Genomic DNA, 26,204 nt, shown 5'->3' with positions numbered 1-26,204 from the left:
AATCACCGCCGACAACAGCAAACCGGGCGAGAGTAAGAGGACGAGCATCAATAAATCGTGTCCGCTCATGGAAAATCTCCTGATGATTCGAGTAACAATATCGGTCTTTGTCATTATAAATGCCTGAATTGCTGGAGGCGATCGCGCCGATCTCCGGAAAAGTCACCAATTCTGGTTATATAGTGCAATTGTGTAATTTCTCTTGAATTTTCCGAGCTGGTTAATCCCCGGGTAAGGACTCAATGGATCTAAGGGGCGATCGCACAGTCAAGAGAAACCTGTTCGATCGATCGAAAAAGGGTCTCAAATGTCCGAAAACCTATTAGTTTCAGTCCAAAAAATACGACAACTCAATATTTAATGATACATTGGTTTGACTTCAAGCGTAACCGTCCGATTAAAATGACGCAATCGGGTCGGTTGAGATTCCTCATCTCGGAAATTTTTGTTAAGCTTTTGAGGATTTCAACCGTTACGGGCTGACGAGCCTGCAACTGAGATCCTTTGATGTCATCTTCAAACCATGGGTGAAAATTGCCATGTCATTAGAACTGTTATTTACCCTAGCCAATGTTTTCGTATTGCCATTTTGGATTTTGATGCTGTTAGTTCCCAACTGGGATGTCACCCGCAAGGTGATGGCGTCTTACTGGTTCTTTTTGCCGTTGGCGGGGCTTTACTTGTACCTACTCACGGGGGAATTGAACGCCGAATCGGCGGCGGCTTTGGCGAATCCGACCTTAGCCGATATTGCCCGCTTTTTCGGGGAAGAAGGGGCCGCCGCTACGGGATGGGTGCATTTCGTGGTGATGGATTTGTTTGTCGGTCGCTGGGTCTATTGGGAAGGACAGCGAACCGGACGCTTTGTGAGGCATTCGGTGGCGTTATGTTTGTTCGCCGGACCGCTCGGAGTATTATCTCACATTATTACAACTTGGGCGACGGAGCAGTTTTTCTCGCCGTCGGAGGGGGAAACTCCGGCTACGGAAGCTTAGGCTAGAACTTGCGGGCGGTGTGGGCGATCGCGTCAAACTCGAAACGGCGATCGAAGTCAGTTTTACCGTATAAATTAAAGGTAATCGTCGGTTCGTCGCCGAGGGGTTCGACGCAGTGAATGGCATCGGGGAGGAAACTGACAATTTCGCCGGGAACGAAGGTGCGATCGCCTGCCCGTTCGAGGCGATCGGGATGTTGTGAGGTCGGCGATCGCCGCCACAATGTATTTTTTTCTTCCCCGCCGACAATCGCCACCACCCCCCACGTCCCGTGATTGTGAATCGGCGACACGCAACCCGGCGACCACGCCACCATCTGCACCGTCAGGGGAAAATCCGGCTCGTCGTAAAGCATGACCACAGACCACCCGGTTTTCGGATCCGGATCGCGATATTCCCCTTGTAACCAGTCGGAACTGACCAATAAACGGCGAACCCGGGGACGAATCGCCCTCAAGCGCGCGAGATCGTCTTGATACTCGTTAAGGATATCTTCAACTTCCGTTAAAAACCGATAGAGGCGATAGGGTTGCGCCGGAAAGTCATCGTCTTCCGGCGCCTCGCAAGGCAAACAGTCCCCCGCCTCCGTCACCAACCAATCTGTGGTTTCCATTCTCTTTTTAGTAATTTGGATGCTTTAAAATAACGTAGATCGGTAGAGTAACATTTTTACATCCGATCGCCCTTCGGTGTCGAGAAATTGACAGCCCATTCGGGTGAGGGGGACGACGGGCGCGGACGCTGGCGCGTCGGCAGATTCACCATTTCCCGGGGTTTTTAGTGAAGTGCAGAACCTTCTATCCTTCACTATTTTATTCTGCCAGATAAGCGATCTTATCCTGTCAATGTTAGGGAAAAATACTCCCTTCAAACATCAATAAATCCTGAGTTTGCGATTGATTTTTCGTGAAGGATTGGCAGGGGCGATCGCCGGGGAAGCAATTTCTCAGCAAAAACTCATTTTCCTTTGCTGAAATAACAGTTATCATGAATCAAATTCGACCCCAATCCGGTTGGGGATTGAGTTTTATAGAGTTCGTTTTAACTAAATGTAGAGGATAAAAACCATGAGAGTGAACTTGTTTTCAACCCTCGCCGCCGCATCATGTTTAAGTTTGGGGTTGGTGATGGGTTGCCAAAATCCCTGTGCCGGGAAAACGACTAACCCTAACACCGGGGCGGAAGTGGAAACTGACCCTTGCGCCGGGAAAACCGAGGCGAATCCTTGCGCCGGGAAAACCGAGGCGAATCCTTGCGCCGGGAAAACCGAGGCGAATCCTTGCGCCGGGAAAAGTGAATAAAGGGCGTTCGTAAAGCCCCAGCCGATCGCCGATCGATCGCGCCGTCTCGATCCAATGTTGTTGATTTCAGGGTGCATCGATCGCCATTCTCAACCGTTTTTCCAAATTTTGACAAGGTTATGGGGATGAGATGCCCAGTTTTAGGGCATTTCGTAGAAAGGTTGAGGAACTGCTATATTTTGCAATGGGTGAAAGATTGGAAACGATCGCCCGATCGCCGACTCCAATCGATCGCCATGCCGAGAAGACGAGCGATCGCGATCGTGACTATTCAATTTGGACGAGAAATTTGTAGCCATCCAGCATTAGCGAACGATCGCGAATGGCTGGTGACCAACGGAACGGGAAGCTTTGCCTCGGGAACGGTTTCCGGGATGCAAACCCGACGCTATCACGGGTTGCTGGTAGCGGCCCTGCAACCGCCGTTAGGACATACCTTACTAGTGTCGAAACTCGACACGACGGCGCAATACAATCGCCGATTTTATCCATTATTTGTCAATCGCTGGCTCGATGGAACCGTCGAACCGGACGTTTATCCGTGGATCGAACGGTTTTATTTAGACGGCAGCATTCCGGTCTGGCATTATGCCTTTGCCGATGCTTTATTAGAAAAGCGCATTTGGATGCATCGCGGCGAAAATACCACCTACATTCGCTATCAATTGCGGCGCGCCAGTTTGCCCGTGACCTTGAGTTGTAAGGGATTGGCGACTTACCGCGATCGCCACCATTCTACCCGAGGCGGCGATCGTCAGATGCGCGTCGATCGCGTCGATAACGGCGTTTGCGTCACCGCCTTTACCACCGCGATTCCCTACTATCTCCTCGCCCCCGGATGCGAGGTGTCTCCGGCCCACGATTGGCATTACGGACTCGATCTCGCCGTCGAGGGCGATCGCGGCCTCGATCGCGCCGAAGATGCCTTGCACGTGGTCACCTTCAAGCGCGAACTGCATCCCGGCGACTCCCTCACCCTCGTCGTCACGACCCACAGCCAACCGATTCTCGACGGAACCCAGGCCCTGGCAGTGCATCGACAAGGCGATCGCCAGTTGTTGAAATTGGCTAAAACAGCGAAAGGACTCAAAAAAAAGGGCAAGAAAGTTTATGCCTTACACCGTAAAGCCCCGCAATGGGTCGATCGCCTCGTCCTCGCCGCCGATCAATTTGTCGTCAACCGTCCCTCGCCGGAAAATCCGGACGGCAAAACGATCGTGGCCGGATATCATTGGTTTGGCGACTGGGGCCGGGATCTGGCGATCGCCCTGAGTGGATTGACCCTCTGTACCGGACGACCCAAGCTGACGCGCACGATTTTGCAAACCTTCGCCCGTTACTGCGATCGCGGCATGATTCCCAACCGCTTTCCCGACGCAGGCGAAACCCCCGATTACAACACCGTCGATGCGACCCTGTGGTACGTCGAAGCCGTTCGCGCCTATTACGAAGCTACAAAAGATAAAAAATTCCTCAAACAGTTGTGGCCCTTGCTGGTCGAAATCGTCGAGTGGCACGCAAAAGGCACTCGTTATAACATCCAAGTCGATCCGGCGGATGGTCTGTTATATGCGGGGGAACCGGGGGTGCAGTTGACCTGGATGGATGCCAAAGTCGGCGATTGGGTGGTGACCCCGCGCGTCGGCAAGCCGATCGAAGTGAATGCCTTGTGGTACAACGCTTTGCAGTCGATGGTTAGGTTCGGCAAAAAATTAGGGAAACGGACCGATCTCTATCGGCAGATGGCGCAAGCGGCGAGCGTCGGTTTCGAGCGATTTTGGAACGAATCTGCCGGATATTGTGACGATGTCATCGATACCCCCCAAGGTCGCGATTCTTCCTTGCGTCCCAACCAAATTTTTGCTGTTTCTCTACCTTACAGCCCCTTGAGTGCGCCCCAACAGCGCGCCGTGGTGGAGGTGTGCGGGCGATCGCTCCTGTCGTCCTACGGCTTACGCAGTCTCAGCCCCCACCATCGCGATTATGTCGGTCATTACGGCGGCGACGTCCTCCAGCGCGATGGAGCTTACCATCAGGGGACGGTGTGGGGATGGTTGTTAGGGCATTATATTTTAGCCGATTTCAAAGTATACGGCGATCGCGATCGCGCCTTAAGCTTCCTCGACCCGATCGCCGACAGCCTCATCGAAGCCGGAGTCGGCAGTCTCAGCGAGATTTTCGACGGCGACCCTCCCTTCCGACCGCAAGGGGCGATCGCTCAAGCCTGGACCGTCGCAGAAGTGCTACGAGTGGCGGCATTCTTGAAGATCGGCAAGTGAGAGCGATCGCGGAAAACAAGCGAGCGTCAAAAGTGAGGAAAAGAATAATAAAACCTACAACAGAAGCGCTACCCTTTGAATCTAAAATCTAAACTCTAAAATCTAAAATCCCTCATCCGTGGGAAAGATTTTTGAACGGCTACTTATCTTCAAAACAAGGGAAGGGGGGATCGTGACTCAACAGTCAGAACGAGAGCAAAACGGAACGTCTAAAGTTAAAAAAAATGGCAAAATTATTCTTGTTTCCGTCCTAATTGCCGCTCTTGTCGTTACAGGTAAATATTTAGGAATTCAAACCTATTTGCGCGATGCCCTCCAGTGGATTCAAGACTTAGGAATCCTCGGCATTGCGATTTTTATGGCCATCTATATTCTTGCCACCGTTCTCTTTATTCCCGGTTCTATCCTCACCCTTGGTGCGGGAGTGATTTTTGGGATCGGCTTGGGTTCCCTGTACGTATTCGTCGCGGCAACTGTAGGGGCAATAGTGGCCTTTTTAATCGGTCGCTACCTGGCACGCAGTTGGGTTGAAAGCCAAATTAAAGGCAATCAAAAATTTAAAGCCGTTGACGATGCCGTAGCGAGGGAAGGATTAAAAATTGTGGTTTTAACTCGACTTTCGCCCTTTTTCCCTTTTAATCTTTTAAACTATGCCTTTGGCGTAACACGAGTTTCCTTGCGCGATTATGCGATCGGCTGTTTGGGAATGCTGCCCGGTACGATTATGTACGTTTATATCGGATCGTTAGCCCGATTGGCGACGATCGGAACCGACGCCCAAAATAGTACCGGGGCGGAAACTGCGTTTAAAATTGTCGGGGCGATCGTCACCATTTTCGGTACGATTTACGTCACGAGAGTTGCCAGTAAAGCACTCAATAGTGAAATTTCTGGCGACTAAATCCGGAGTATTTCAATCAGCTTTTTATTCAAAAGTAGTAATTATGTCAGACGATCGCCTGCAACTGATTCCCTGGGATACGCACAATCAAAATTTAGTGGCTCACGTTCACCCGTCGGATTGGGTCAATCCCGAACCGGAACCGATATACAATCTCGTGGTCATCGGCGCCGGGACTGCCGGACTAGTGACGGCGGCGGGGGCGGCGGGACTCGGCGCCAAAGTGGCGTTAATCGAAAAACACTTAATGGGTGGCGACTGTCTCAACGTCGGTTGCGTCCCCTCGAAAGCGACGATCGCCTCGTCGCGGTTGGTTGGCGATTTCCGTCACGCCAGCGACTTCGGGATCGGGGTTCCGAGGGATCCAGAGATCGATTTTGCGGCGGTGATGGGGCGAATGCGCGAAATTCGAGCAGGAATCAGCCATCACGATTCGGCCCGACGCTTCCAAAATCTAGGGGTGGATGTTTTTTTTGGGGACGGGTTCTTTGTCGGCGGTAATGCGATCGCCGTCGCCGGGAAGCAGTTACGGTTTAAAAAAGCAGTCATCGCCACGGGGGCCCGGGCGGCGATTCCGGAGATTCCGGGGTTAGTCGAGGCGGGATATTTGACCAACGAAACGGTGTTTTCGTTAACCGAACGTCCGCGTCGGTTCGCCGTCATCGGCGGCGGTCCGATCGGATGTGAGTTGGCGCAAGCGTTCGATCGCCTCGGATCGGAAGTGATTTTGTTTCATAAAAACGCTCATTTGCTCGATCGCGAAGATGCGGATGCGGCGGCGATCGTCCAACAGCAATTTATGGATGAAGGGATTCAACTGGTTTTAAATGCGAAATTGCAAAGAGTGGAAACTACGGAAGCGGGAAAAACTTTATCTTATGAAAGTAACGGTCAAACTCAGGCGATCGCCGTCGATGAAATTTTAGTGGCGACGGGCAGACAGCCGAATGTAGAAAGCTTAAATTTAGAAGCGGTCGGCGTCAACTACGATCGCCGCCAAGGCGTCGAAGTCAATGACTATTTAGAAACCTCAAATCCGAAGATTTATGCGGCGGGAGATGTGTGCATGAAGTGGAAATTTACTCATGCGGCAGATGCGGCGGCGAGAATTGTGATTAAAAATAGTTTATTTTCGGTTTTTGGCCTCGGTAAATCCCGCTTGAGCGATTTAACTATGCCTTGGTCTACCTATACCGATCCCGAGATCGCCCACGTGGGATTGTACGAACAAGAAGCAAGAGCAAAAGGGATCGATCTCGATACGTTTATGGTACCGATGAGTTCGGTAGACCGGGCGATCGCCGATGGAGAAACCCAAGGGTTTGTGAAAATTCAGGTCAAGAAAGGAACAGATCGAATTGTCGGCGCGACGGTGGTCGCCCGTCATGGGGGAGATTTAATTAGTGAAATTACTTTGGCAATGGCGAACGGGATTGGTTTGGGGGCGATCGCCAATGTCATTCACCCGTATCCGACGCAAGCGGAAGCGATTAAAAAAGCAGCAGATGCTTATAACCGCACCCGCTTAACGCCGTTCGTCAAAACGTTATTCGAGCGTTGGTTGGCGTGGCAACGGGGGTAAAGATCGGCTAATCTCAAATGGAGTCGCTGCGCGATCGGTGAGGTCGATCGACGAAATCACTAAAAGTGGTCTCGCTTTTCGGTTGACCCCATATAATAACGAAGAAGCCTCCAGCACTCGAACCGGATAACCACCGCGATCGCGGCTGCGATCTCCACTGAGTTCAAATCGATCGCTCTTATCCCCCCAACCCCCCTTTGAAAGGGGGGCGAAGTTGAGATCGAGGCGAGAAAACCTGCTGCAATCGCTCAAAAATGCGTAAATTCAAAATTTTAATCGGTCTTCTGGTGACGCTAACCAGTTGTGCGGCGATCGAAAAACCTGCTGTTTCCTCCTGGTATCCCGTTCGCGATGGGATTGAATATGGAATTAGCGGGATCGCTCGGGTGAGTGGGTCGGGTGGAGATTCGGGGTGTAGTGGTTCCGATGCGTGTTTCCTGATCGTTCACGATAATAAATTCCCCGATCTGCCCTTTATCGGATTAGTTTCGATCTCGGCGGATCGGTCGGTAGACTATCGGACGATCGCCTGGCCCTCGCCGACTCAATATCCGGTGGATCTCGAAGCCCTCACCGCTCTTCCCGGAACTCCCGGAACGTTCCTCGCTTGTAGCAGTCAAGGAGAGGTCTTCCGTTTCGAGTGGGACGGGGCCACGGGTGAGCTGTCCCTCGCCGAGGTCTTCGAGTTACCGAATGTGAGCCGAGGTATGAATATCGAAGGGTTTGCGATCGCGCAAGTCGAGGGGCAGTTATTGGCGGTTTGGGGCGATCGCGGTAGTGGTAGCGAACCCGGGGGGATTTATTGGGGAACGTTCGATCCGGCGACCAACGCGATCGCGCCGACGGGAACGGTATCGTTTCGCGTCCCGTTTCCGGAGAACGGGCGATCGATTTCCGACCTCAAAATTGACGGCGCCGGAGTTTTATGGGTCAGTGCGGCAGTAGATTACGGCGATGACGGTCCGTTTGCGTCGGCGGTTTATGTAGCGGGAGTATTCGAGCGCGGAGCGAACGGTGAGTTTGACTTTCGTTCCAATACTAGCTTAGTGCCGTTGTGGCGGTTCGGCGATCGCAAAATCGAGGCGATCGAGTTGGTTCCCGGAGAAGCGGGAGGCGTCATTTTTGGCACCGACGATGAAAACCAAGGATCGGCGGTATTTTGGTCTTGGTGAAGCCGATTTTCTCAGAGACGCTGAGAATTTCTCCCTGGGGTTCGCTCCCCTCTAAAATCTAAAATCACAACACCATCGAGATCGCCCGATTGCGTCCCTTATTTTTCGACGCATAAAGCGCTTTATCGGCGAGTGCAATTAATTGACTCCAGGAGGAATCCGGTTCGGGGGTCGTGGTGGCGACGCCGACACTCATGGTGACGTAGGGGCTGACGTAGGAGTTGTGATTGGGAATGGACAACTCGAAAATCGTGCGGCGAATGCGTTCGGCGACGTTGCGGGCTCCTTCGAGGTCGGTGTCGGGCAGAATCACCGCAAACTCCTCGCCGCCATAACGGGCGACTAAATCGCAGGGGCGTTTGACGCATTCGGTTAAGGTGGCGGCGACGCTTTGCAAGCATTCATCTCCAGCTTGGTGACCGTAGGTATCGTTGTATAGCTTAAAACAGTCTATATCACATAAAACGAGAGAAAGGGGACGGCGATCGCGCGCCATTTGTCGCCATTGGCGATCGAGATATTCGTCAAAACGGCGGCGGTTGGCGACTTGGGTCAAACCGTCGAGGGTGGCGAGGCGGCGTAACTGTTGGTTGGCGGCTTGTAACTGCTCGAACAGGGTCGATTGTTGGATGGCGATCGCCACTTGCGTTCCCAAAGCGGTGAGAAAATCCACCTCCCAATCTTGCCACTGACGGGGAGAGCGGCAGTGGTGGGCGATCAGGAGTCCCCACAAGCGATTATGATTCGATTCTCCTGGGGAGAGGATTCGCGAACGCAGGTCCGGCATTTGCACGGTGGTTTCCGTCTGCAAAATCGGAACCACCAGATTGCCTTTCACCTGAAACTGCTTGAGTAAATTGCGGTGACACTGACTCAGGGGAGCTTCAAAAATATCCGGGATTGCCCTGACGCGACCCTTGGCGTAGAGTTGGGCGTATTCCTCGCCAAAACAGGGATCGTGGATGTTGAGACCCAAGATCGGCACCCAGTCGGCGCTGACCGATTCGACCACCACTTGACCGCTCCAATCGGGATTGAACTGATAGACGATCACGCGATCGGTGACTAAAAATTGGCGCACCTCGGCGACGGTGGTATTGAGAATTTCATCGAGATTGAGCGACTGGCGGATGCGATCGCGCATGGCGCCCATCAACCGTTCGCGATCGAGTTGCAGTTGCAATGCCGCTTGGGCTTGTTTGCGATCGGTAATATCGCGCAAGATCACCGTCAGCAGTTTTTCCGCACCGACTTGCAATTTAGAAATCGATGCTTCCGCCGCAAATTCGCTGCCGTCCTTGCGACGACCGAGGACTTCGGCGCGACTGCCCATTTGACGGGCGACGTCCGGGGAATGACGAAATTTATTGACGTGCTGGCGGTGGATGGCGCGCACGGCTTCGGGGAGGAGTAGATCTAAAGGTTGGCCGATCGCCTCGCTGGCACTATAACCGAAGATTTTTTCCGCCCCTTGATTGAACAACTGAATACATTGATGTTCGTCCACGGAAACAATCGCGTCGTCGGCAATATTTAAAATGCCCGCCAGCCTCGCTTGAGAAATCCGCAGGGCTTCTTCCGTTTGTTTGCGGTCCTGAATTTCCCGTCTTAATTGAGTATTGGCCTGTTGGAGTTCGCTGGTGCGTTCTTCGACCAAGCGCTGCAAAGCCGAGAGGGCGTCGGTCATTTCCATTGGCGCCCATCCTTGCAGTAAACTCGTTTGGGTGATGATGCCGCACAAACAGCCCCGTTCGTCGGTGACCACCAGGCGGCGAATCCGGTGGCGGTTCATCAACTGATGGGCGGACCAGAGCGAATCCGTCGGCTGAACTTGGAGCAGGGGGCTACTCATCACCTGGGCCGCGTGGAGCGATCGCGCGTCCAACCCCAACGCATGAAATTGAAGGATATCCCGTTCCGTGACAATGCCCAAAGGAATCACCGGAGCCTCGGCGTCCCCCAATTTTGGCGAATCCGTGCGCTCGTCGGACTCTAGGGGACGGGCGATCGCGATGCAACTGACCCGAGCTTCGTGCATTAACCTCGCTAAATCGTTCACCGTAGCCGTTTCCGGCGCCGTAATCACGCGATCGCCCATCACTTCCTTAACCCGTCGCAAACGCATCCAGTCCGCAGGCTGAATCGTATCTCGGATACTCTGGTGGGTGACAATCCCGACTAAATGACCCTCGCGGTTGAGAATGGGCAAATGGCGGATCTGGTATTGTCTGAGTAAATTGAGTACGGATCGCAAGTCGTCGAGACGGGTTTCTTCTAAGGCGATCGGCTTTTGACTCATCACCTCGGCGATCGGTTCAGTGCGGTACCGCTCCAGAAACGGTACTCGATCCTTCTGCGCACATCGGGCCGTCAACTTGACTAAATCTCGTTCGGTGAAAATTCCCACGGGAGTTCGATCTTCCACCACGACCACACAACTCGCTTTCGCCTGACTCATCAGCAAAATCGTCTCGCCGACCGAAGTCTGAGGAGCGACGGTAACGGGATGGCGCTCAATAGCTAAATGAATCGAAAACGCAGAGCTTTCAAGCATGGAAGACAAGGGCTTAACAACGGGCTTGGGGCCAATTCCCCGAGCTGACCAAAATCATGACGACCGAGAGGGTTTGAGAGACTCAACCTTGCGTGACGTACTCCCGACGCCGACCGCTAAGCAGTACGGCGCGGGCTTCTCCTCCCATTACGGGATTCGCGTTTTATCGTGAGGCGAACGCCCAACCCCACTTTTTTGATGAGTAACCCAGAATTGAGATCTCGCGCCATGGACGCCCTGCAATGAGGGCATTCATGCCAGCGATCGGACAATTCCTTCGGCACTCGGTTCAGACACATTGCACAATGTTGGGATGTGCCAGCCGGATTAACCTTCACGACCCGTTTACCAGCTCTTTGAGCCACGTAAGGCAGTACATCGTTCAGGAACCCAGCTATCCCAGCATCAGCAAAACTTTTATTCAAGCCCGACTTGGCTGCTTGCCCGTTAGGGAGAAATGTTCCGTTTTCCCCCGGCTTCGGCTGATGTCGTCGGGACATATTAGAGACTTTCAGAGCCTCGAGAAAGATGACTTCCGCTTTGTCGATTAACTCTTGAGCCGTTTCAAAATGCCACTGCTTCCGTTGCCGTGCAATGCGTTGGTGCAACTTGGCAATACGCTCATTCAGCTTGCGGCGCGGCTTTGAACCTTTAGCCCTGGCGTCTCGCTTGGCCTGGAGTTTAGCTAATTTGTCTTCAGATTGGCGGTAAAACTTTGGCGGTTGCTTGGTTGAACCATCAGAGCAGGCGATGAAGTATTCCAGTCCGGCATCCACGCCAATGCTATTGGTTGCGGTGGGCTGGATCTCGATCGCTGGCAAGTCAGGAACGCTCTTGTCTTCGAGGGTTAATGTGACATACCAGCCGTCCGCCTTCTGGGTTACCAAAGCCCGCTTCATCGTGAATCCCTCTGGCACAAGGCGATGTTGAATCAACTTGATTTCACCCAGCTTGGGCAGGGTGACTTGATTGCCCTGGATGCAGTCTGGTTTGACTCGCGGATAGGCAAAGGTGCGATAGCGGTTCTTCCCCTTAAATCTAGGTTTACCGCTACGTTTACCGTTCTTGTCGCCTTTGATGAACTGAGCCAATGCGAGGTCTACCCGCTTCACCCTTTCCTCCAAGACATCAGCATGAATATCGGCGTACCATTCCTGCTCTTGCTTAAGTGAGACCAGGGAGCGTTTTTGCCCGTAGTATTCGGGCTGTTCTCTGGGCTGAGCGATACTGCACACCAAAGGATAGGCATTGACGGGACACCGATTCATCTCCCACCAGTCAAAGCGATCTGCCAGCAGATAATTGTACTGGTAGCGCAACCTATCGAGCCACTTATCCATGCGGCATCGTTGCTCGTAGGTCGGCAATAGCTTGTACTGGTAGGCTAGTTTCATGCCATCATTTTAGTAGATATAAATACGATTGCTACCCACGAACCAAATAAGCCTTAGAATCTCGGATGTTTAAAAGGAGCATTTAGACAGATATTGTAAACTTACGGAACGCAATCAAACCGACGTTTTGCGGCAATACATTAGAAGTCTGGGCGTCTCTGGGGCATTGAACCCCATCGAAGTTGACCGCTATTCCTTCGGGTACAGTGCCGGGAGGAATAGCGGTTAAGCTGAACGTCAAGTGAACGAATTGTTCAATCAATAAGAGACATTTTATCGGTTAGATGTTGCCTATATTTTCAAAAACTCGGGCAATGGAGAGGGTGTTGACGTCTCACGACGGCAGGCGGACAGGTGCGGCGGGTTGGCTGTCTTCGATCGGTCTGTCCAAATTTCACCGCCGAGGACGATGCTCCTTCCGAGAAACTTTGCGATCGCCGGATGCGTGCTGGCTATTCCCTGAATCTACAATCGGTCTGGCGACTCTCCAGGGGAGACGCCGAGCGATCGCCTCCCAACCCTCGAAGCATTCCCACAACAGCGACCCTGACAACAGTGAAAGACTTACAGATCGCGCTTCGGTTGCATCTAGACTCGTTTTCCTGCCGTTCGATCCTTGCCCTAGATCCCGACAACCTCCAAGCCGCTCCCCTATGCCTTTCCTATTTTCCTGCAACATGAGCCATTCCCGTGCATTCTATCTGAAAAAATGGTTTTGACCCCAGTAACGGGGGGCGATCGTTCCCTCGTGCTATAGATGCGATCGGGGAATTAACTGTCTTGCAGCTTCTATCGATTGAGGCTTGTGAGTGGATTCCAACGGGGGTGAATCGCCACCCTTGGGCTCTTCCTACCACGGACTGCCGATCGCCGTAAACGCAGCCCAATAATAAGGATGGGAAAGATTATCCGGGGCGAAGGTCTGCAAGGCAGGCGGTAAATCGACCTCTTCTCCGGAACCGCGCAACTGGCTCCCTTCCACGCGCACCCGACCGCGAATCATCGCGATTTGCGCTTCTCGCAACGCTTCGGCTTTGATCTTCGGCTGACCGTTGGCGTCGGTTGTGCGCAAGGCCCGATAAAATTCGCTCATCAGGGCCAAGGTTCCCGAATCGCTGACGTACCACAAACTCGCCAGAGCGGTTTTCACCCCACTTTGCACCGCCAATCCGGCAAAACCCAACTCGACATCTTCATCCCCGAAGGCAGTCTTGCACGCACTCAAGACCAACAAACTCATATTCGCCGTATCGAAACCGAGTTCACGCATTCGATCCAGGGTGAGTTTTTCGTTCCACAATTGAATGAACGAATTGCTCGGATCGCCGGGTTTAAATTCGGCGTGAGTGGCGAGATGAACGATGCGATAGTCGTTCTCTTGCACTTGCGATCGCAGATTTTTTAAAGTAAAACGGTTGTTGAGAAAAACCTGACCGGACCATAAATCTCCGGCGATCGCCGCCAGTTCGACGGGAACCGCAGGTAACGGCGAGAGTTCTTCAAACTGCGACGCCCCCATCGCCAAGACTTTCGACTCACGCAAATCGCCGTAAAGGGTATCGGTCCACTTAAACGCCGGAATGCGCGTAAATCCGTATTCTTCAATTAAAAACCGTTCGCCGTCGTGCAGGGCCGCAAAGGGCAACGTCCGCAAGCCATTGCCGACACAAAACAACAAAGTGCTAATCTCGTTCGCCTCTAATTCGGCTTTTAACGGGCGCACGATCCAATCGTAAAGCGATCGCGCGGGTTCGAGATAACTCTCGCGGTTGCGTTTGCGAGGGTTCGTAATTTCCTGACGCAGTTGTAAAACCGCGTCGAGAACGGTTTCCCGGTCTGCTTCGGGAATGCTTTTGCGAATCGGGTCGCGACCGGGTAAAAGTAACACCAATTCTAATTGTTTGGGGGCGGCGATCGCGTAAATCAACGCCGACCGCTTCCCGGTTTGTCGTCCGAGACGGTCGAGAATCTCGGCAATTTGGGCGGCGTCGATCTCAAGATCGCCGAAATTCGTCCCGAAATAACTCTCGTAAGCGTTTTCCCAGCGCGTTTCGATCGCCGCGACCGCTTCGGAAGTGGAAACGCGATCGAGCAGTTCCGGTAAAGCAAGCTGGGTTTGGGCTGGGGGAGATTGCGTCTGGGCGATCGCCCGTCCCTCCAGACTCCCACTCATTCCTAGGGCGATCGCCAACCCACATCCGGCGAGTAATAACAATACTAACTTACGATAATTCACCCTCGCTCCTCGATTCGTTTACCATCAAGACGACCGACTCCACTGTCGCATCAATCCCCCTACCGCTTGCGGCTCATTTTGCCTCGATCGGCAAGACGATCGCAAACTCCGTTCCCCGTCCGGGGGTCGAATCACAGTTAAGCTGGCCGCCATGTTTTTGAACGACAACCTGATAGCTAATTGATAACCCCAAACCCGTCCCTTTGCCAGGGGGTTTGGTGGTAAAAAACGGCTCGAACAGTTTGCGTTGCACGTTAGGGGTCATTCCCAAGCCGTTATCGGCGATCCGAATTTCGACGCGATTGCCCGCGATCGCCCGGGTACGGATCGCGATCGTCGGTTCTTCCTCGGATTCCGAAGCATCGCACTCGATTCCTCGTTCTTCCAAAGCGTCGATCGCGTTCGCCAGCAAGTTCATAAACACTTGATTGAGCTGTCCGGCGTAACATTCTACTTTCGGCAAGTCGCCGTAGTCTTTGACCACTTCAATCCCCGGACGTCCCCCTTTGGCTTTGAGCCGACTTTGCAAGATTAACAAGGTACTGTCAATCCCTTCGTGCAGGTTGACGGGTTTTTTCTGCGCCTGATCCAACCGCGAGAAGTTTTGCAACGACAGCACCACCTCGCGAATGCGATCGGCCCCGACTTGCATCGATGACATCAGTTTGGGAAAGTCTTCGCGCACGAAATCTAACCCCATGGTCTCGATCCGCTCGGCGATCGCCTCCGTCGGTTCGGGATAGGCGTCGGCGTACAGTTCCACTAACTCTAGCAGTTCGTTCGCATATTGGCGCGCGTGGGCGATATTCCCGTAAATAAAACTGACCGGATTGTTAATTTCGTGGGCGACCCCGGCGACTAACTGACCCAAACTGGAGAGTTTTTCGGTTTGAATGAGTTGGGTTTGGGTTTGTTTGAGTTCGGCGAGGGCGTCGCGCAGGCGGTGGGCCTGTTCGCGCAAGCGTTGGCGCGATCGCCGCAACACCTGTTCGTTCTTCTTGCGTTCGGTAATATTCTGGGTCATCATCATCCCGGCGATGACTTCCCCAGTATCGTCTTTGAGAGGTAAGACGTGGGTGAGGTAAATCCGACCTGCATAAGGAATTTCGGCGACGCTTTCTTCGCCGTCGAGGGCTTTAGCGTACAACGGCTCGATGATTTCGGCGGTTTCCGGGTCGAACACGTCCCGACAGATTTGACCTTCCATTGCGGCTTTGGACAGGCCGACTTTTGCCAGTTCGGTTCCTTCGGCGAGGGTATAGCGGTAGTCGCGATCGAACAAGCAGACGGCCCCGTTGGGGAAGTTATGCGCCAAGGTGCGGTAGAGAGTTTCGCTGCGGCGCAATTGGGCTTCCATCTGTTTGCGATCGGTGATGTCGAGCCCGACAAAGACCGCGCGGCTGTTGTGGTGGTATTTTTGGGCGCCGAGTAAGTAACTGCGCCGTTGTCCTTCGAGTCCGATGCAGATTTCTTTAGAAATCGTTTTCGTTTCGCTCTCGAAAAATTCCCGGGCGAATTCCGCAAATCCGGGGTGACTTTCCATGAAGCCGACTTCTCGATTGCTAAAATCTTCCGGGCGTAGCCCGAAGGTGCTGGCTAACTGGCGGTTGACGCCGAGATATTTGAGATCGCGACTGAGCCAGGAGACTAAGCCGGGAACGGCATCGAGAACGGCTTGCAGTTGTTCGTTGGCGCTTTGTAAGGCGGTTTCGTGTTGTTTGCGTTCGGTAATCTCGCGCACGAACGCACAATGATATTCGCGATTTTTATATTTCAGGTAGTTAACCCGCACTTCGACGGGGAAAATACGCCCGCTTTTCGTGCGGTGGGTCGATTCAAAGGTAAAGGAACCGAATTGTTTGATGGCTTTCCAATGTTCCGACCAAATATTCGGGGAAAAGGCCGGATCGATTTGGTGCAGTTTGAGGGCGAGCAGTTCGTCCCGTCGATATTCGAGCAGTTGACAGGCGGCTTCGTTGACGTAGCTCAGTTTGCTGTCGGGGTCGATCCAAAAGATGGCATCGACGGCTTTTTCGATCGCGAATTGGTGAATGTAAGCCGACTGCTGGCTTTGTTCGAGGGCTTCGTCGAGTTGCTTGCGTTGCTCTTGCGCGGATGCTTCGCGAACGGTGACGATTTCGGCAATGACGATCGCCCCGCCAATTTCGCCGTGGTCGGCGTACCAGGGTTGGATCTTCCACTCGACCCAATCGACTTGACCGTTGGGTTTGATGAGGCGATCTCGTTGGTTGTGGGTTTCTCCGTGGTACAGGCAACGGCGAAAGTTCTCGTGCCACGATCGGGAGAGGTGAGTAAAGACTTCGGCGTGCGATCGCCCGATAAGGTCAGCTTGGTCGATGCCGTAGTCGTCCAACCACCGTTGGGAAACGGTGATGTAGCGCATTTGGCGGTCGAGTAAGGCCATTGGCACCGGGACGGCTCGCGCAAATTGCTCGAAAGCGGTTGACGAACGAAGGCCGGACGAGCGGTTTGCACTGGATTGTGGCGACATCGGCGCGCTCGGATGGGTCAGGGTCGAAGTGGTTCTCGAACGGGGGGTGGCGGGTGTCTTCCGCACGGGGGTAAACCTCCTGGATGCTTGTCTTCTGCTGTCAATTCAGTCAAATAGCTACGGCGATCGCTCGGGAATAAAGCTTATTTCAGGCAAAATTGCAGCTCATCCCGATTTTTTGGCTTGAATCGGCACTCGATCTTTATTTAGCTGATTTAGGCTATGAAAATCGACCGATTGCTGAAACAATCGGCAAATTCTATCGATCTCGCGATCGCCGCGAGCGAGGGTTAAACGTTAGGAAGATGCGGCTGGCACCAGCGCCCCTTTTGGATTTTGTGATGCGTTCCCTGAAGCGAAAATTTTATCCAACCTAGAGGCAGATGCACGCGGTTGAAAGTTCCCCCAGTTGTAAAGTATTATTGCTTATTTTTTCGGAAATGTACGAGCTTTTAAACAAATTGGTCAAATCTTTGGGGGCTTCTAGGCGGCTTCTTTAACTAAGTTATATCATAACTTCACATAATTTTTAAAAAATTCAGGTTAGTTTATGCTTTCAGTAGCGATCGCTACCGACACGATAAGAAGCTTCTGGGTCGAGACCGCAGGGATCTTTATCTTGACCCAATGTGAGGACCCCCGATCGCCTGACGCAAATCGTCAGATCGGTTAGGAAGGAAACAATAGGGGACAGTAGCCTTTTGGCGACGGTCAGTTCGCGGGCTACGACGACACATCTGATTTTCTGCTTCGTCCTAAGTCGATCCCAAAGCTGCCTTAAAAAGGCACGGTTTTCAACCCAAAAACTTTCGTTGGCCTTGATAAACTTGAAACAGTCAGCGCCGACTGAGGCGAACGCCTCGCCGCCATTCGGCAACCGTTCCCTCGGGTTCGGTAAACTGCATTAAATACGAAAATTACTTTCTCAATTCGTGCGATCTTCCTTCCAAAACGGGCGATCGTCAGTTGGACTCCCCACCGAACTCTGATAATTTTGCACAATAGGTTAAGGGAAAAACCCCATAGCCATCCTCATTCACATTCGTGTTTGATTCAATCCTTACTCGTGCCAATTGCGACCATGAAAAGTCCATTTCTCCAACGTCTTCACAGTCCCGATCGCCCCGTCCTTGTCTTCGACGGCGCCATGGGAACCAGCCTGCAATTCCAAAATCTCACCGCCGACGACTTCGGCGGCAAAGAATACGAAGGCTGTAACGAATACCTCGTCATTACCAACCCCGAAGCCGTTAAAAAAGTCCATCGCGGGTTCCTCGAAGTCGGCGCCGACGTCATCGAAACCGACACCTTCGGCGGAACCTCGATCGTCCTCGCCGAATACGACCTCGGCGATCGTGCCTACGAAATCAACAAAAAAGCCGCCGAACTCGCCAAAAGCGTCGCCGCCGAATTCTCCACCCCCGAAAAACCGCGCTTCGTCGCCGGATCCATCGGTCCGGGAACCAAACTCCCCACCCTCGGGCATATCGACTTCGACATCCTCCACGACGCTTTCGCCGAACAAGCCGAAGGCTTAATCGACGGCGGCGCCGACCTGCTGATTGTCGAAACCTGTCAGGACGTTTTACAAATCAAAGCCGCCCTCACCGCCATCGAAGAGGTCTTCGCTAAAAAAGGCTGCCGCCTCCCCCTGATGGTCTCGATCACGATGGAAGTCATGGGAACCATGCTCGTCGGTTCCGAAATTAGCGCGGCCCTGTCCATCCTCGAACCCTACGCGATCGACATCCTCGGTCTCAACTGCGCCACCGGGCCCGACAAGATGAAGGAACACATCCGCTACCTGTCGGAAAACTCCCCCTTCGTCGTCTCCTGCATCCCCAACGCCGGACTCCCGGAAAACGTCGGCGGACAAGCGCACTACAAACTCACGCCGATGGAACTGCGCATGGCCCTGATGCACTTCATCGAAGACCTCGGCGTTCAAGTGATCGGCGGTTGTTGCGGAACCCGCCCCCAACATATCGAACAACTCGCCGAAATTGCCAAAACCCTACACCCCAAAGCCCGCCCGGTTCGTACCTGGGACGGCGAAGGCGAACCGCCAAAACGGGAATCGTTCCAATACATCCCCGCCGCCGCCTCCATTTACAGCGCCCAACCTTACGAACAAGACAACTCGTTCTTGATCGTCGGCGAACGCCTCAACGCCAGTGGGTCGAAAAAATGCCGCACCCTGCTCAATAATGAAGATTGGGACGGCTTAGTTGCCCTGGCGAAAGCTCAAGTGAAAGAAGGCGCCCACATTCTCGATGTCAACGTCGATTACGTGGGTCGCGATGGCGTCCGCGACATGCACGAGTTGGTCTCCCGCCTGGTGACTAACGTCACTCTTCCCCTGATGCTCGATTCCACGGAATGGGAGAAGATGGAAGCCGGGTTGAAAGTCGCCGGGGGTAAATGTCTGCTCAACTCGACCAACTACGAAGACGGCGAACCGCGATTCTACAAAGTGCTGGAGTTGGCGAAGACATACGGCGCGGGGGTCGTGGTCGGTACGATCGACGAAAACGGAATGGCCCGCACTGCCGAGAAGAAGTTCGCGATCGCCAAACGCGCTTACGAGGCGGCGATCGCCTACGGTATCCCCCCTCACGAAATCTTTTTCGACCCCCTCGCTTTGCCGATTTCCACCGGGATTGAGGAAGATCGCGGCAACGGTAAAGCCAGCATCGACGCCATCCGACAAATGCGCGAAGAACTGCCCCACTGTCACATTTTGTTAGGGGTGTCTAATATTTCTTTCGGGTTAAATCCGGCGGCGCGTCAGGTGCTCAATTCCGTGTTTTTACACGAAGCAATGCAGGTGGGCTTGGATTCGGCGATCGTCAGCGCCAGCAAAATTCTCCCCTTAGCCAAAATTGAGGAAGAACACCAGCAAGTTTGTCGCGATTTGATCTACGATCGCCGCCAATTTGAAGGGAATAATTGCGTCTACGATCCCCTCACTAAGTTAACCGAACTCTTCCAAGGTAAAACCACCAAGCGCGATCGTTCCCTCGATGCCAATTTGCCGATCGAACAACGACTCAAACAGCATATTATCGACGGCGAACGGATCGGTTTGGAAGACGTTCTCGCTCAAGCTTTAGAAAAGCATCCCCCCTTAGATATCATCAACAAATATCTCCTCGACGGGATGAAAGTGGTCGGCGAACTGTTCGGTTCCGGACAGATGCAGCTTCCGTTCGTGTTGCAATCGGCGGAAACCATGAAAGCTGCCGTCGCCTATCTCGAACCGTACATGGAGAAAGGTGAAGCCGGGGATAATGCTAAAGGTACGGTGGTTATTGCCACGGTGAAAGGGGACGTTCACGATATCGGTAAAAATTTGGTCGATATTATTTTGACCAATAACGGCTATCGGGTGATTAATTTAGGCATCAAACAACCCGTCGAAAATATCATCGAAGCCTACGAAGAACACAAAGCAGACTGTATCGCCATGAGCGGTCTGTTGGTGAAATCGACCGCATTTATGAAGGATAACTTAGAAACCTTCAACGAACGCGGCATCTCGGTTCCGGTGATTTTAGGCGGTGCCGCTTTAACCCCGAAATTTGTTCACGAAGATTGTCAAAATGCCTATCAAGGGAAGGTCGTTTACGGGAAAGATGCTTTTTCCGACCTTCACTTCATGGACAAGTTAATGCCTGCCAAATCGGCTAACAATTGGGACGATTTTAAAGGGTTTTTGGATGAAGCCAGCGACAACGGTAAAGTGGCTAAAGCCGAGTCGAAAGCGGTAGAAACTGCTGAAAGCAATGGCGGTGTTAGCAGTAAATCGGCGAAGAAGGACAAGAAAGAAGCTGCGGAACCTCAAGTTATCGATACGCGGCGATCGGAAGCGGTAGATATCGATATCGATCGCCCCAAACCGCCATTTTGGGGTACGAAAGTTCTACAACCGGAAGATATGCCCTTGGAGGAACTTTTCTGGTATTTGGACTTGCAAGCGTTGTTTGTCGGACAGTGGCAGTTCCGCAAGCCGAAGGGTCAATCTCGGGAGGAGTACGACGAATTTATTGATAAAGAAGTTCGTCCAATTTTAGAGACTTGGAAGCAGCGCGTTGTCGAGGATAATTTATTACATCCTCAAGCAATTTACGGTTATTTCCCCTGTCAGGCGGAAGGAAATACGCTGTTTCTTTACGATCCGTCGGAAATGAAAGACGAAAATTCCAAGCCGGAAACGGTAGTAGCGACGTTCGAGTTTCCCCGTCAAAAATCGATGCGCCGTCTGTGTATTGCCGACTTTTTCGCCCCGAAGGAAACGGGTATCGTTGACGTGTTCCCGATGCACGCAGTTACCGTGGGCGAAATTGCCACGGAATACGCGAAAAAACTGTTTGATTCGGACCAATATACGGATTATTTGTATTTCCACGGTATGGCGGTACAAACGGCGGAAGCGATGGCGGAATGGTTGCACGCGCGCATCCGTCGCGAGTTGGGATTTGGCAGTGAGGAACCGGATAATATTCGCGATATTTTGCAACAGCGTTATCGCGGTTCTCGTTACAGTTTTGGTTATCCCGCTTGTCCGAATATTGAGGATCAATACAAGCAGTTGGAGTTATTGGGGAGCGATCGCATTTCGATGTACATGGATGAAAGCGAACAGCTTTATCCGGAACAATCGACGACGGCGATTATCACCTATCACCCGGTAGCGAAATATTTCAGCGCCTGATGGAAAGTAGGATGGGCAATTTTTGCCCATCCTACTACTGCTGATATTTAACTTTTGACCTTGAGGGTGAGATATCGAGAGGGTTCGGCGAGATGGTGGTTAAATGTCTAACAGCTTAGCCAATCAACTCAATTAATAGTCTCTACATTTTTTTATCTTTCTCAAATAAAATTGACGATCCTATACAACAATTTTAATGTAAAACACGTATCTTAAAATAAATTAATAGGCATTATCAATTTTCTAAGCTAAATCATCCCTGGATGGATTCTCGTTTCTTCGAGAATGAGAGTTTTCAAGTGTAGGTGATTGCTTTGAGAATTCTATGTAAACCTTCTCGAACCCATAGTCTACGCTAAATCTATCATTTTTGCGGACATCGAGATCGAGCAACTGCGTTAGCTAATTGAGAATTGGGATCGTCTCAGCTAGATTAACAAGAAGTTTAACGATCGCAACATTTTTCAAAGTTTACGCTACGATCGCGGGAAAGGCGATCGCTTGTATCCCAATTTAATTAGGGTTTAGATCGGAAGTTTGAGTATCATAGAAGCATCGATCGGATCGATCTCCCCCTCTTTTTAAGTCATCTTTACGTCGATTTCTATTATTTGCCATAGTTCTGGAGAGAAGACGATGAAACTTTCTCATTTAATCAAAACCATTTTTTTTCTCGCTTTAGGATTCTTTCTCGCTTTATCTATTGTTTTATCTCCGAGTTTGACGGGGGCGATCGCCATTCAGGACGTTCCCAATCCCCGGGTAGAATATGGGGGATGGGTAACGGACATGGCAAATTTAATCAGTCCGGCGACGGAACGAGAGTTAAATCAGTTAATCGATTCTTTGGAAGCAGAAACTACTGCCGAAATTGCGATCGTGACCGTTCCCGATACCGATCCGTTTCCATCGGTAAAAACCTTCACAACCGAATTGTTTAATACGTGGGGAATTGGCAAAAAAGGTAAAAATAACGGCATTTTATTCCTAACTTCGTTCGGCGATCGCCGAGTCGAAATCGAAACGGGTTATGGAATCGAACCGATTTTACCCGATGCTCAAATTTTAGACATCCTCAATCGCCATATTTTGCCTTATTTTACAAACAATGATTTTGATACGGGAATCCTCGAAGGAACTCGGGCATTAATTGATGTTTTAAGTGGCGAAACATTTGAGGGAGCAATTATTGATAAAGACCCTTTTTTTTAAAACGACTCGATCGCCGGGAACGCCAGGGAGCAATATTCGCTGTTGTTCTGGCATCGATCTCGATAATTATTAGCTATATCAGCCAAAGCTGGCACCTACAAAGAGCAATATTCATCGAACCTACCGGGCGATCGCGCACTAATGATACCAATGAAACCAGAGGTGTTTTATATCCTCTCGCTTATTTCTTCTGCTTTACGTTAATTTTATTAACTCTCGTAAGCCTCAGTCTATCGAATACGATATTGTTCGTTTATTTGCTAATTTTAATATCCAGTTTTTCCTTGTTTTTATCTCTGCCGAGTTTTATTCTCTATTATCTTTCTGTTTTTAATCATCCAATTCTCATTAAAATTCTTCTAAAAACAATTATCTTTGGTTTGACTGTTGTTTTATGTCTGCTTTTATTCGGGAATTTATTATCAATTTTACCGAATTTTGATATTCAATTACAGTGGTTAGTCATCATCTCCATAGCGATGTTGCTCGGCTTTCCACTGTCCAACTTTTTCGGAAACTTATTTAACTTGACTGGATATTTGTGGCCGCAGTATTACTGTAAAAAATGCCATCACAGAATGATTTCCCCCAGTAAAAAGATCCTAGAGATTTACCTGAGTTTTCCGGAAAAAGTTGCCGAACAATTGGGCAGCATCAAAGTGAAAGGCTGGTATTGCCCCCATTGCAGTTTAACATTTAAAATACCGTTTCACATTCGCAGATATTTAGGCGATCGCAGCAAGGGATTCGATTACTGTCCGAACTGTCAGGAATTAACGCTTATTAAACATAAGAAGATCCTGTACGAACCCACCTGCTGGAGTCCGGGTAAATACCGCATTGTTTGCCATTGCCGTTGTTGCAATTATCGGGAAGAAAGAGAAGAAATTATCCCTTGTTTGGTTAGCCATCGCGACTACACCGTAGGCAATTATTATTTTGGCCCTTGGTTTAGCGAATTGTGCCGCAGTTTGCACCCGAGTCTAGGTGGCGGTGGTGGTGATAGCGGCGGCGATGTTGATGGTGGCGATCGTGGCGGTGGCGGCGATGGTGGTGGCGGCGGTGGTGGTGATAGTGGCGGTGGTGGCGGTGGTAGCGATTTCTAATGCGATCGCCCCAACTTGTTTCCTCCCACTACTGATTTTTAAAACCATTCATTCTCTCACATTCTCTAAATTTGCCCTAGCATTGCGTCGCCACATCTGGGGTTTGATCCGTCGCAAGGCGGAGGCGCGAAATCGCCGATCCCACTCGGTATCCGACAGTTCGGCGAGTTCGGCGAAGGTCGGGGCGAGGTTTTCGGGATAGGGTCGAAATTCACTCACGTCTGTTTCGGTGGCAAAACGCTGGTTCCAGGGGCAAACGTCCTGACAAATATCGCACCCGGCAACCCAGCCTTCTAAGTGAGGTTTGATGTTGTCGGGAAGGTCCGGGGATCGATTTTCGATAGTGTGATAGGCGATGCAACGATTGGCATCGACGACGAAGGGTTCGACGATCGCCCCGGTCGGACAGGCGTCAATACAGCGCGTGCAACTGCCGCAATGTTGCGTATGCGGGCGATCGCTCTCTAAAGTGAGATTCGTTAGCACTTCTCCGAGAAACACCCACGACCCGTACTCTCGGGTGATGACGTTGCTATTTTTAGCAATCCAGCCGATCCCCGCCCGTTGGGCCCACACTTTATCTTGAATTGGTCCGGTATCGGCATAATAGCGGGCTTGGATGCCGTCCCCTTGAGCTTGCAACCAAGTGGCGAGGGCTTTGAGTTTTTTGTGCATGACCCGGTGATAGTCCCGTCCCCAACCGTAGCGGGAGATTTTGGCGCGGTCGGGGCGATCGCTGTGGGGGGTGGGGGTGTAGTAGTTAAGGGCGACGCAGATCAGCGATCGCGCCTCGGGCATGACTTGGCGGATGTCTTGGCGTTTCGGGTTCGCCATCCAGTCCATCTCGGCGCCGTAGCCACGATCGCACCAGGTTTGTAACTGTCGCGCGGCATCTGTGGGGGGCGGTTCGACGGCGGCGATGCCGACTTTGTGGAAGCCGAGGTCGAGGGCCTGTTGTTTGACGCGATCGCGGTCGGGAGGGGGACTCGAAGATGTAGAAACCATTGACAATCGGAGAGTTGGCAGTCTCTAGGGCGGTTTGTTCGAGTCTACACCGAAGTCCGCGCGCGATTCCCGAGGTCTTGTGACCCAGATCTCATCGCTTAACTTTACGATTCGTTACAATAGGGCTGGTTTGTAAAAAATATTTGATTTTCTTTAAAAAAAGTAACATGAACCAGAATGCTAGCCCGTTAACAACCCAAGCCCCTCCCACGGACGACGTCCCGGAGGCGATCTCAATCCAAGGGGTGGATCGCGACCAGATTCGGCGTTATTTTGAAACCTTGAATGCAGGGGAGTTCGAGCGCACGAGCCGTCTGTTCGCCCCACAAGGACAACTGATTCCGCCTTTTGAAGAGCCGATTGTCGGTCCCGAGGCGATCGCCGCGTATCTCCAACAAGAAGCGCGGGGGATGAAGTTGCGCCCGAAACGGGGTGAAATTAGCGCCACGGTGGAGGGAAGGGAGGAAGTTAAAATCTCTGGGGAAGTGGAAACTGCCCTATTTACCGTCAAAGTGGGTTGGTTATTCGTCCTCGATCGCGACGGGCAGATCCTCGGCGTCACGGTCAAGCTGCTGGCGTCTTTAGCCGAACTCGCCAGCTTGCGGCGCTAGGGGCTACCTTGGCGGCGCCGGGTTGGGGATTAAGCGGTGATCGCGCTTTCCCAAGACCGCATCAGCATCCGGCGCCCCAAATCTACGTCTTTCGGCGCGCACTGCCAATCCGGGTGAGCGGTCATCAGCAGACTTTCGAGGCTTTCGCGATCGAACAGATGCCAGACGGGAGCCCCGGCGACCTCTCCTTCGATCGCGTAGCAATTCTCGCCGAGACAGTGGATCGTCAGCGCGTTACAGATGCGCTCGACCTGCATTTGTTCGCCGCTTGCGAGCGATCGAAATCCTAAAATCGTCTGTTTGAAGTCGTCGAAGTCCGCCACGACTAACCCTTCGACCGACACGCGGTGAGCGGGAGAACTATTGACATCAATCCAATAGCGACGGGATGGATCGATGCCTTGCAGCCACGGAGATTCGTCATCGAGTCGATACCGGGGGGCTAGGGGAAAATAGTCTCTAGTCATAAGGCGCTTACCAACGACAAGCATCTACTACGAGGGCGGGGCGATCCCTTGCGAACGGCGATCGTCAACCGCTTTCGATCGCGCCGATCTGAGGCGATCGGGCGTCGATTAATTTTTTCTAATATGCAAGATAAGCGCCGTTTAAGCAACAGAAGTTAATAAA

Annotated in this window: 17 protein-coding genes; 10 read left to right on the top strand and 7 right to left on the bottom strand. The window is 51.9% G+C overall.

Annotated features, from left to right (window positions below; translation table 11 throughout):
• Positions 1-539 precede the first annotated feature (539 nt).
• Complete coding sequence (locus HCG48_RS07115; protein WP_168568530.1) at positions 540-995, top strand: ABA4-like family protein; 456 nt, start codon at positions 540-542, stop codon at positions 993-995.
• Between the two features lies 1 nt (position 996).
• On the opposite strand, the gene HCG48_RS07110 is transcribed toward HCG48_RS07115, so the two are convergent.
• Complete coding sequence (locus HCG48_RS07110) at positions 997-1,608, bottom strand: cysteine dioxygenase family protein (protein WP_168568529.1); 612 nt, start codon at positions 1,606-1,608, stop codon at positions 997-999.
• A 454-nt stretch (positions 1,609-2,062) separates the two neighbouring features.
• Between HCG48_RS07110 and HCG48_RS07105 the strand changes: the two genes are divergently transcribed.
• The 5 genes from HCG48_RS07105 to HCG48_RS07085 all read left to right on the top strand — a co-directional run bounded on the left by HCG48_RS07105 (position 2,063) and on the right by HCG48_RS07085 (position 8,230).
• Positions 2,063-2,296 carry a hypothetical protein gene (locus HCG48_RS07105; protein ID WP_168568528.1) on the top strand — a complete coding sequence of 78 codons (234 nt, stop codon included), beginning with the start codon at positions 2,063-2,065 and terminating at the stop codon, positions 2,294-2,296.
• Positions 2,297-2,559: 263 nt separating this feature from the next.
• Entirely contained in the window at positions 2,560-4,575 is a 2,016-nt protein-coding gene (locus tag HCG48_RS07100; RefSeq protein WP_168571786.1) for an amylo-alpha-1,6-glucosidase, read from the top strand.
• 172 nt (positions 4,576-4,747) lie between these two features.
• Positions 4,748-5,476, top strand: coding sequence for a TVP38/TMEM64 family protein (locus HCG48_RS07095; protein WP_210437190.1), 729 nt, complete (start codon positions 4,748-4,750; stop codon positions 5,474-5,476).
• Between the two features lie 43 nt (positions 5,477-5,519).
• Positions 5,520-7,058 carry a mercuric reductase gene (locus tag HCG48_RS07090; RefSeq protein ID WP_168568527.1) on the top strand — a complete coding sequence of 513 codons (1,539 nt, stop codon included), beginning with the start codon at positions 5,520-5,522 and terminating at the stop codon, positions 7,056-7,058.
• A gap of 254 nt (positions 7,059-7,312) precedes the next feature.
• Positions 7,313-8,230 (top strand): hypothetical protein, encoded by a 918-nt coding sequence (locus tag HCG48_RS07085; protein WP_168568526.1) that lies wholly within the window; start codon positions 7,313-7,315, stop codon positions 8,228-8,230.
• A 64-nt stretch (positions 8,231-8,294) separates the two neighbouring features.
• On the opposite strand, the gene HCG48_RS07080 is transcribed toward HCG48_RS07085, so the two are convergent.
• The 4 genes from HCG48_RS07080 to HCG48_RS07065 all read right to left on the bottom strand — a co-directional run bounded on the left by HCG48_RS07080 (position 8,295) and on the right by HCG48_RS07065 (position 16,992).
• A complete protein-coding gene (locus HCG48_RS07080) occupies positions 8,295-10,784 on the bottom strand; it encodes a diguanylate cyclase domain-containing protein (RefSeq protein ID WP_168568525.1) in 2,490 nt (829 codons plus the stop codon).
• A 116-nt stretch (positions 10,785-10,900) separates the two neighbouring features.
• On the bottom strand, positions 10,901-12,178 hold the full coding sequence (locus HCG48_RS07075) for an RNA-guided endonuclease InsQ/TnpB family protein (protein ID WP_168568524.1): 1,278 nt from the start codon (positions 12,176-12,178) through the stop codon (positions 10,901-10,903).
• A gap of 850 nt (positions 12,179-13,028) precedes the next feature.
• Positions 13,029-14,414 (bottom strand): CHAT domain-containing protein, encoded by a 1,386-nt coding sequence (locus tag HCG48_RS07070; RefSeq protein ID WP_246259949.1) that lies wholly within the window; start codon positions 14,412-14,414, stop codon positions 13,029-13,031.
• Positions 14,415-14,487: 73 nt separating this feature from the next.
• Entirely contained in the window at positions 14,488-16,992 is a 2,505-nt protein-coding gene (locus HCG48_RS07065; RefSeq protein WP_246259948.1) for a PAS domain-containing sensor histidine kinase, read from the bottom strand.
• Between the two features lie 1,015 nt (positions 16,993-18,007).
• On the opposite strand from HCG48_RS07065, the gene metH reads away from it, so the two are divergent.
• From metH to HCG48_RS07050, 3 genes are all read left to right on the top strand, one after another.
• On the top strand, positions 18,008-21,640 hold the full coding sequence (gene metH / locus HCG48_RS07060; RefSeq protein WP_168568523.1) for a methionine synthase: 3,633 nt from the start codon (positions 18,008-18,010) through the stop codon (positions 21,638-21,640).
• Positions 21,641-22,276: 636 nt separating this feature from the next.
• Positions 22,277-22,852 (top strand): TPM domain-containing protein, encoded by a 576-nt coding sequence (locus HCG48_RS07055; protein ID WP_168568522.1) that lies wholly within the window; start codon positions 22,277-22,279, stop codon positions 22,850-22,852.
• A 284-nt stretch (positions 22,853-23,136) separates the two neighbouring features.
• Positions 23,137-23,958, top strand: coding sequence for a hypothetical protein (locus HCG48_RS07050; RefSeq protein ID WP_168568521.1), 822 nt, complete (start codon positions 23,137-23,139; stop codon positions 23,956-23,958).
• A 48-nt stretch (positions 23,959-24,006) separates the two neighbouring features.
• Here HCG48_RS07050 and queG read toward each other — a convergent pair whose 3' ends face one another.
• Positions 24,007-24,963 carry a tRNA epoxyqueuosine(34) reductase QueG gene (queG, locus tag HCG48_RS07045; RefSeq protein ID WP_168568520.1) on the bottom strand — a complete coding sequence of 319 codons (957 nt, stop codon included), beginning with the start codon at positions 24,961-24,963 and terminating at the stop codon, positions 24,007-24,009.
• A gap of 167 nt (positions 24,964-25,130) precedes the next feature.
• Between queG and HCG48_RS07040 the strand changes: the two genes are divergently transcribed.
• Entirely contained in the window at positions 25,131-25,574 is a 444-nt protein-coding gene (locus HCG48_RS07040) for a nuclear transport factor 2 family protein (RefSeq protein WP_168568519.1), read from the top strand.
• Positions 25,575-25,603: 29 nt separating this feature from the next.
• Here the strand turns inward: HCG48_RS07040 and HCG48_RS07035 are convergent, their stop codons facing one another.
• Positions 25,604-26,041, bottom strand: a complete 438-nt coding sequence (locus tag HCG48_RS07035; RefSeq protein WP_168568518.1) for a hypothetical protein — start codon at positions 26,039-26,041, stop codon at positions 25,604-25,606.
• Between the last annotated feature and the right edge of the window lie 163 nt (positions 26,042-26,204).

The sequence above is a fragment of the Oxynema aestuarii AP17 genome, assembly GCF_012295525.1.
In the GTDB taxonomy this organism is placed as follows: domain Bacteria; phylum Cyanobacteriota; class Cyanobacteriia; order Cyanobacteriales; family Laspinemataceae; genus Oxynema; species Oxynema aestuarii.
The sequence above is the reverse complement of the archived record's forward strand: the minus strand, read 5'-3'. Positions and strand labels throughout refer to the sequence as shown.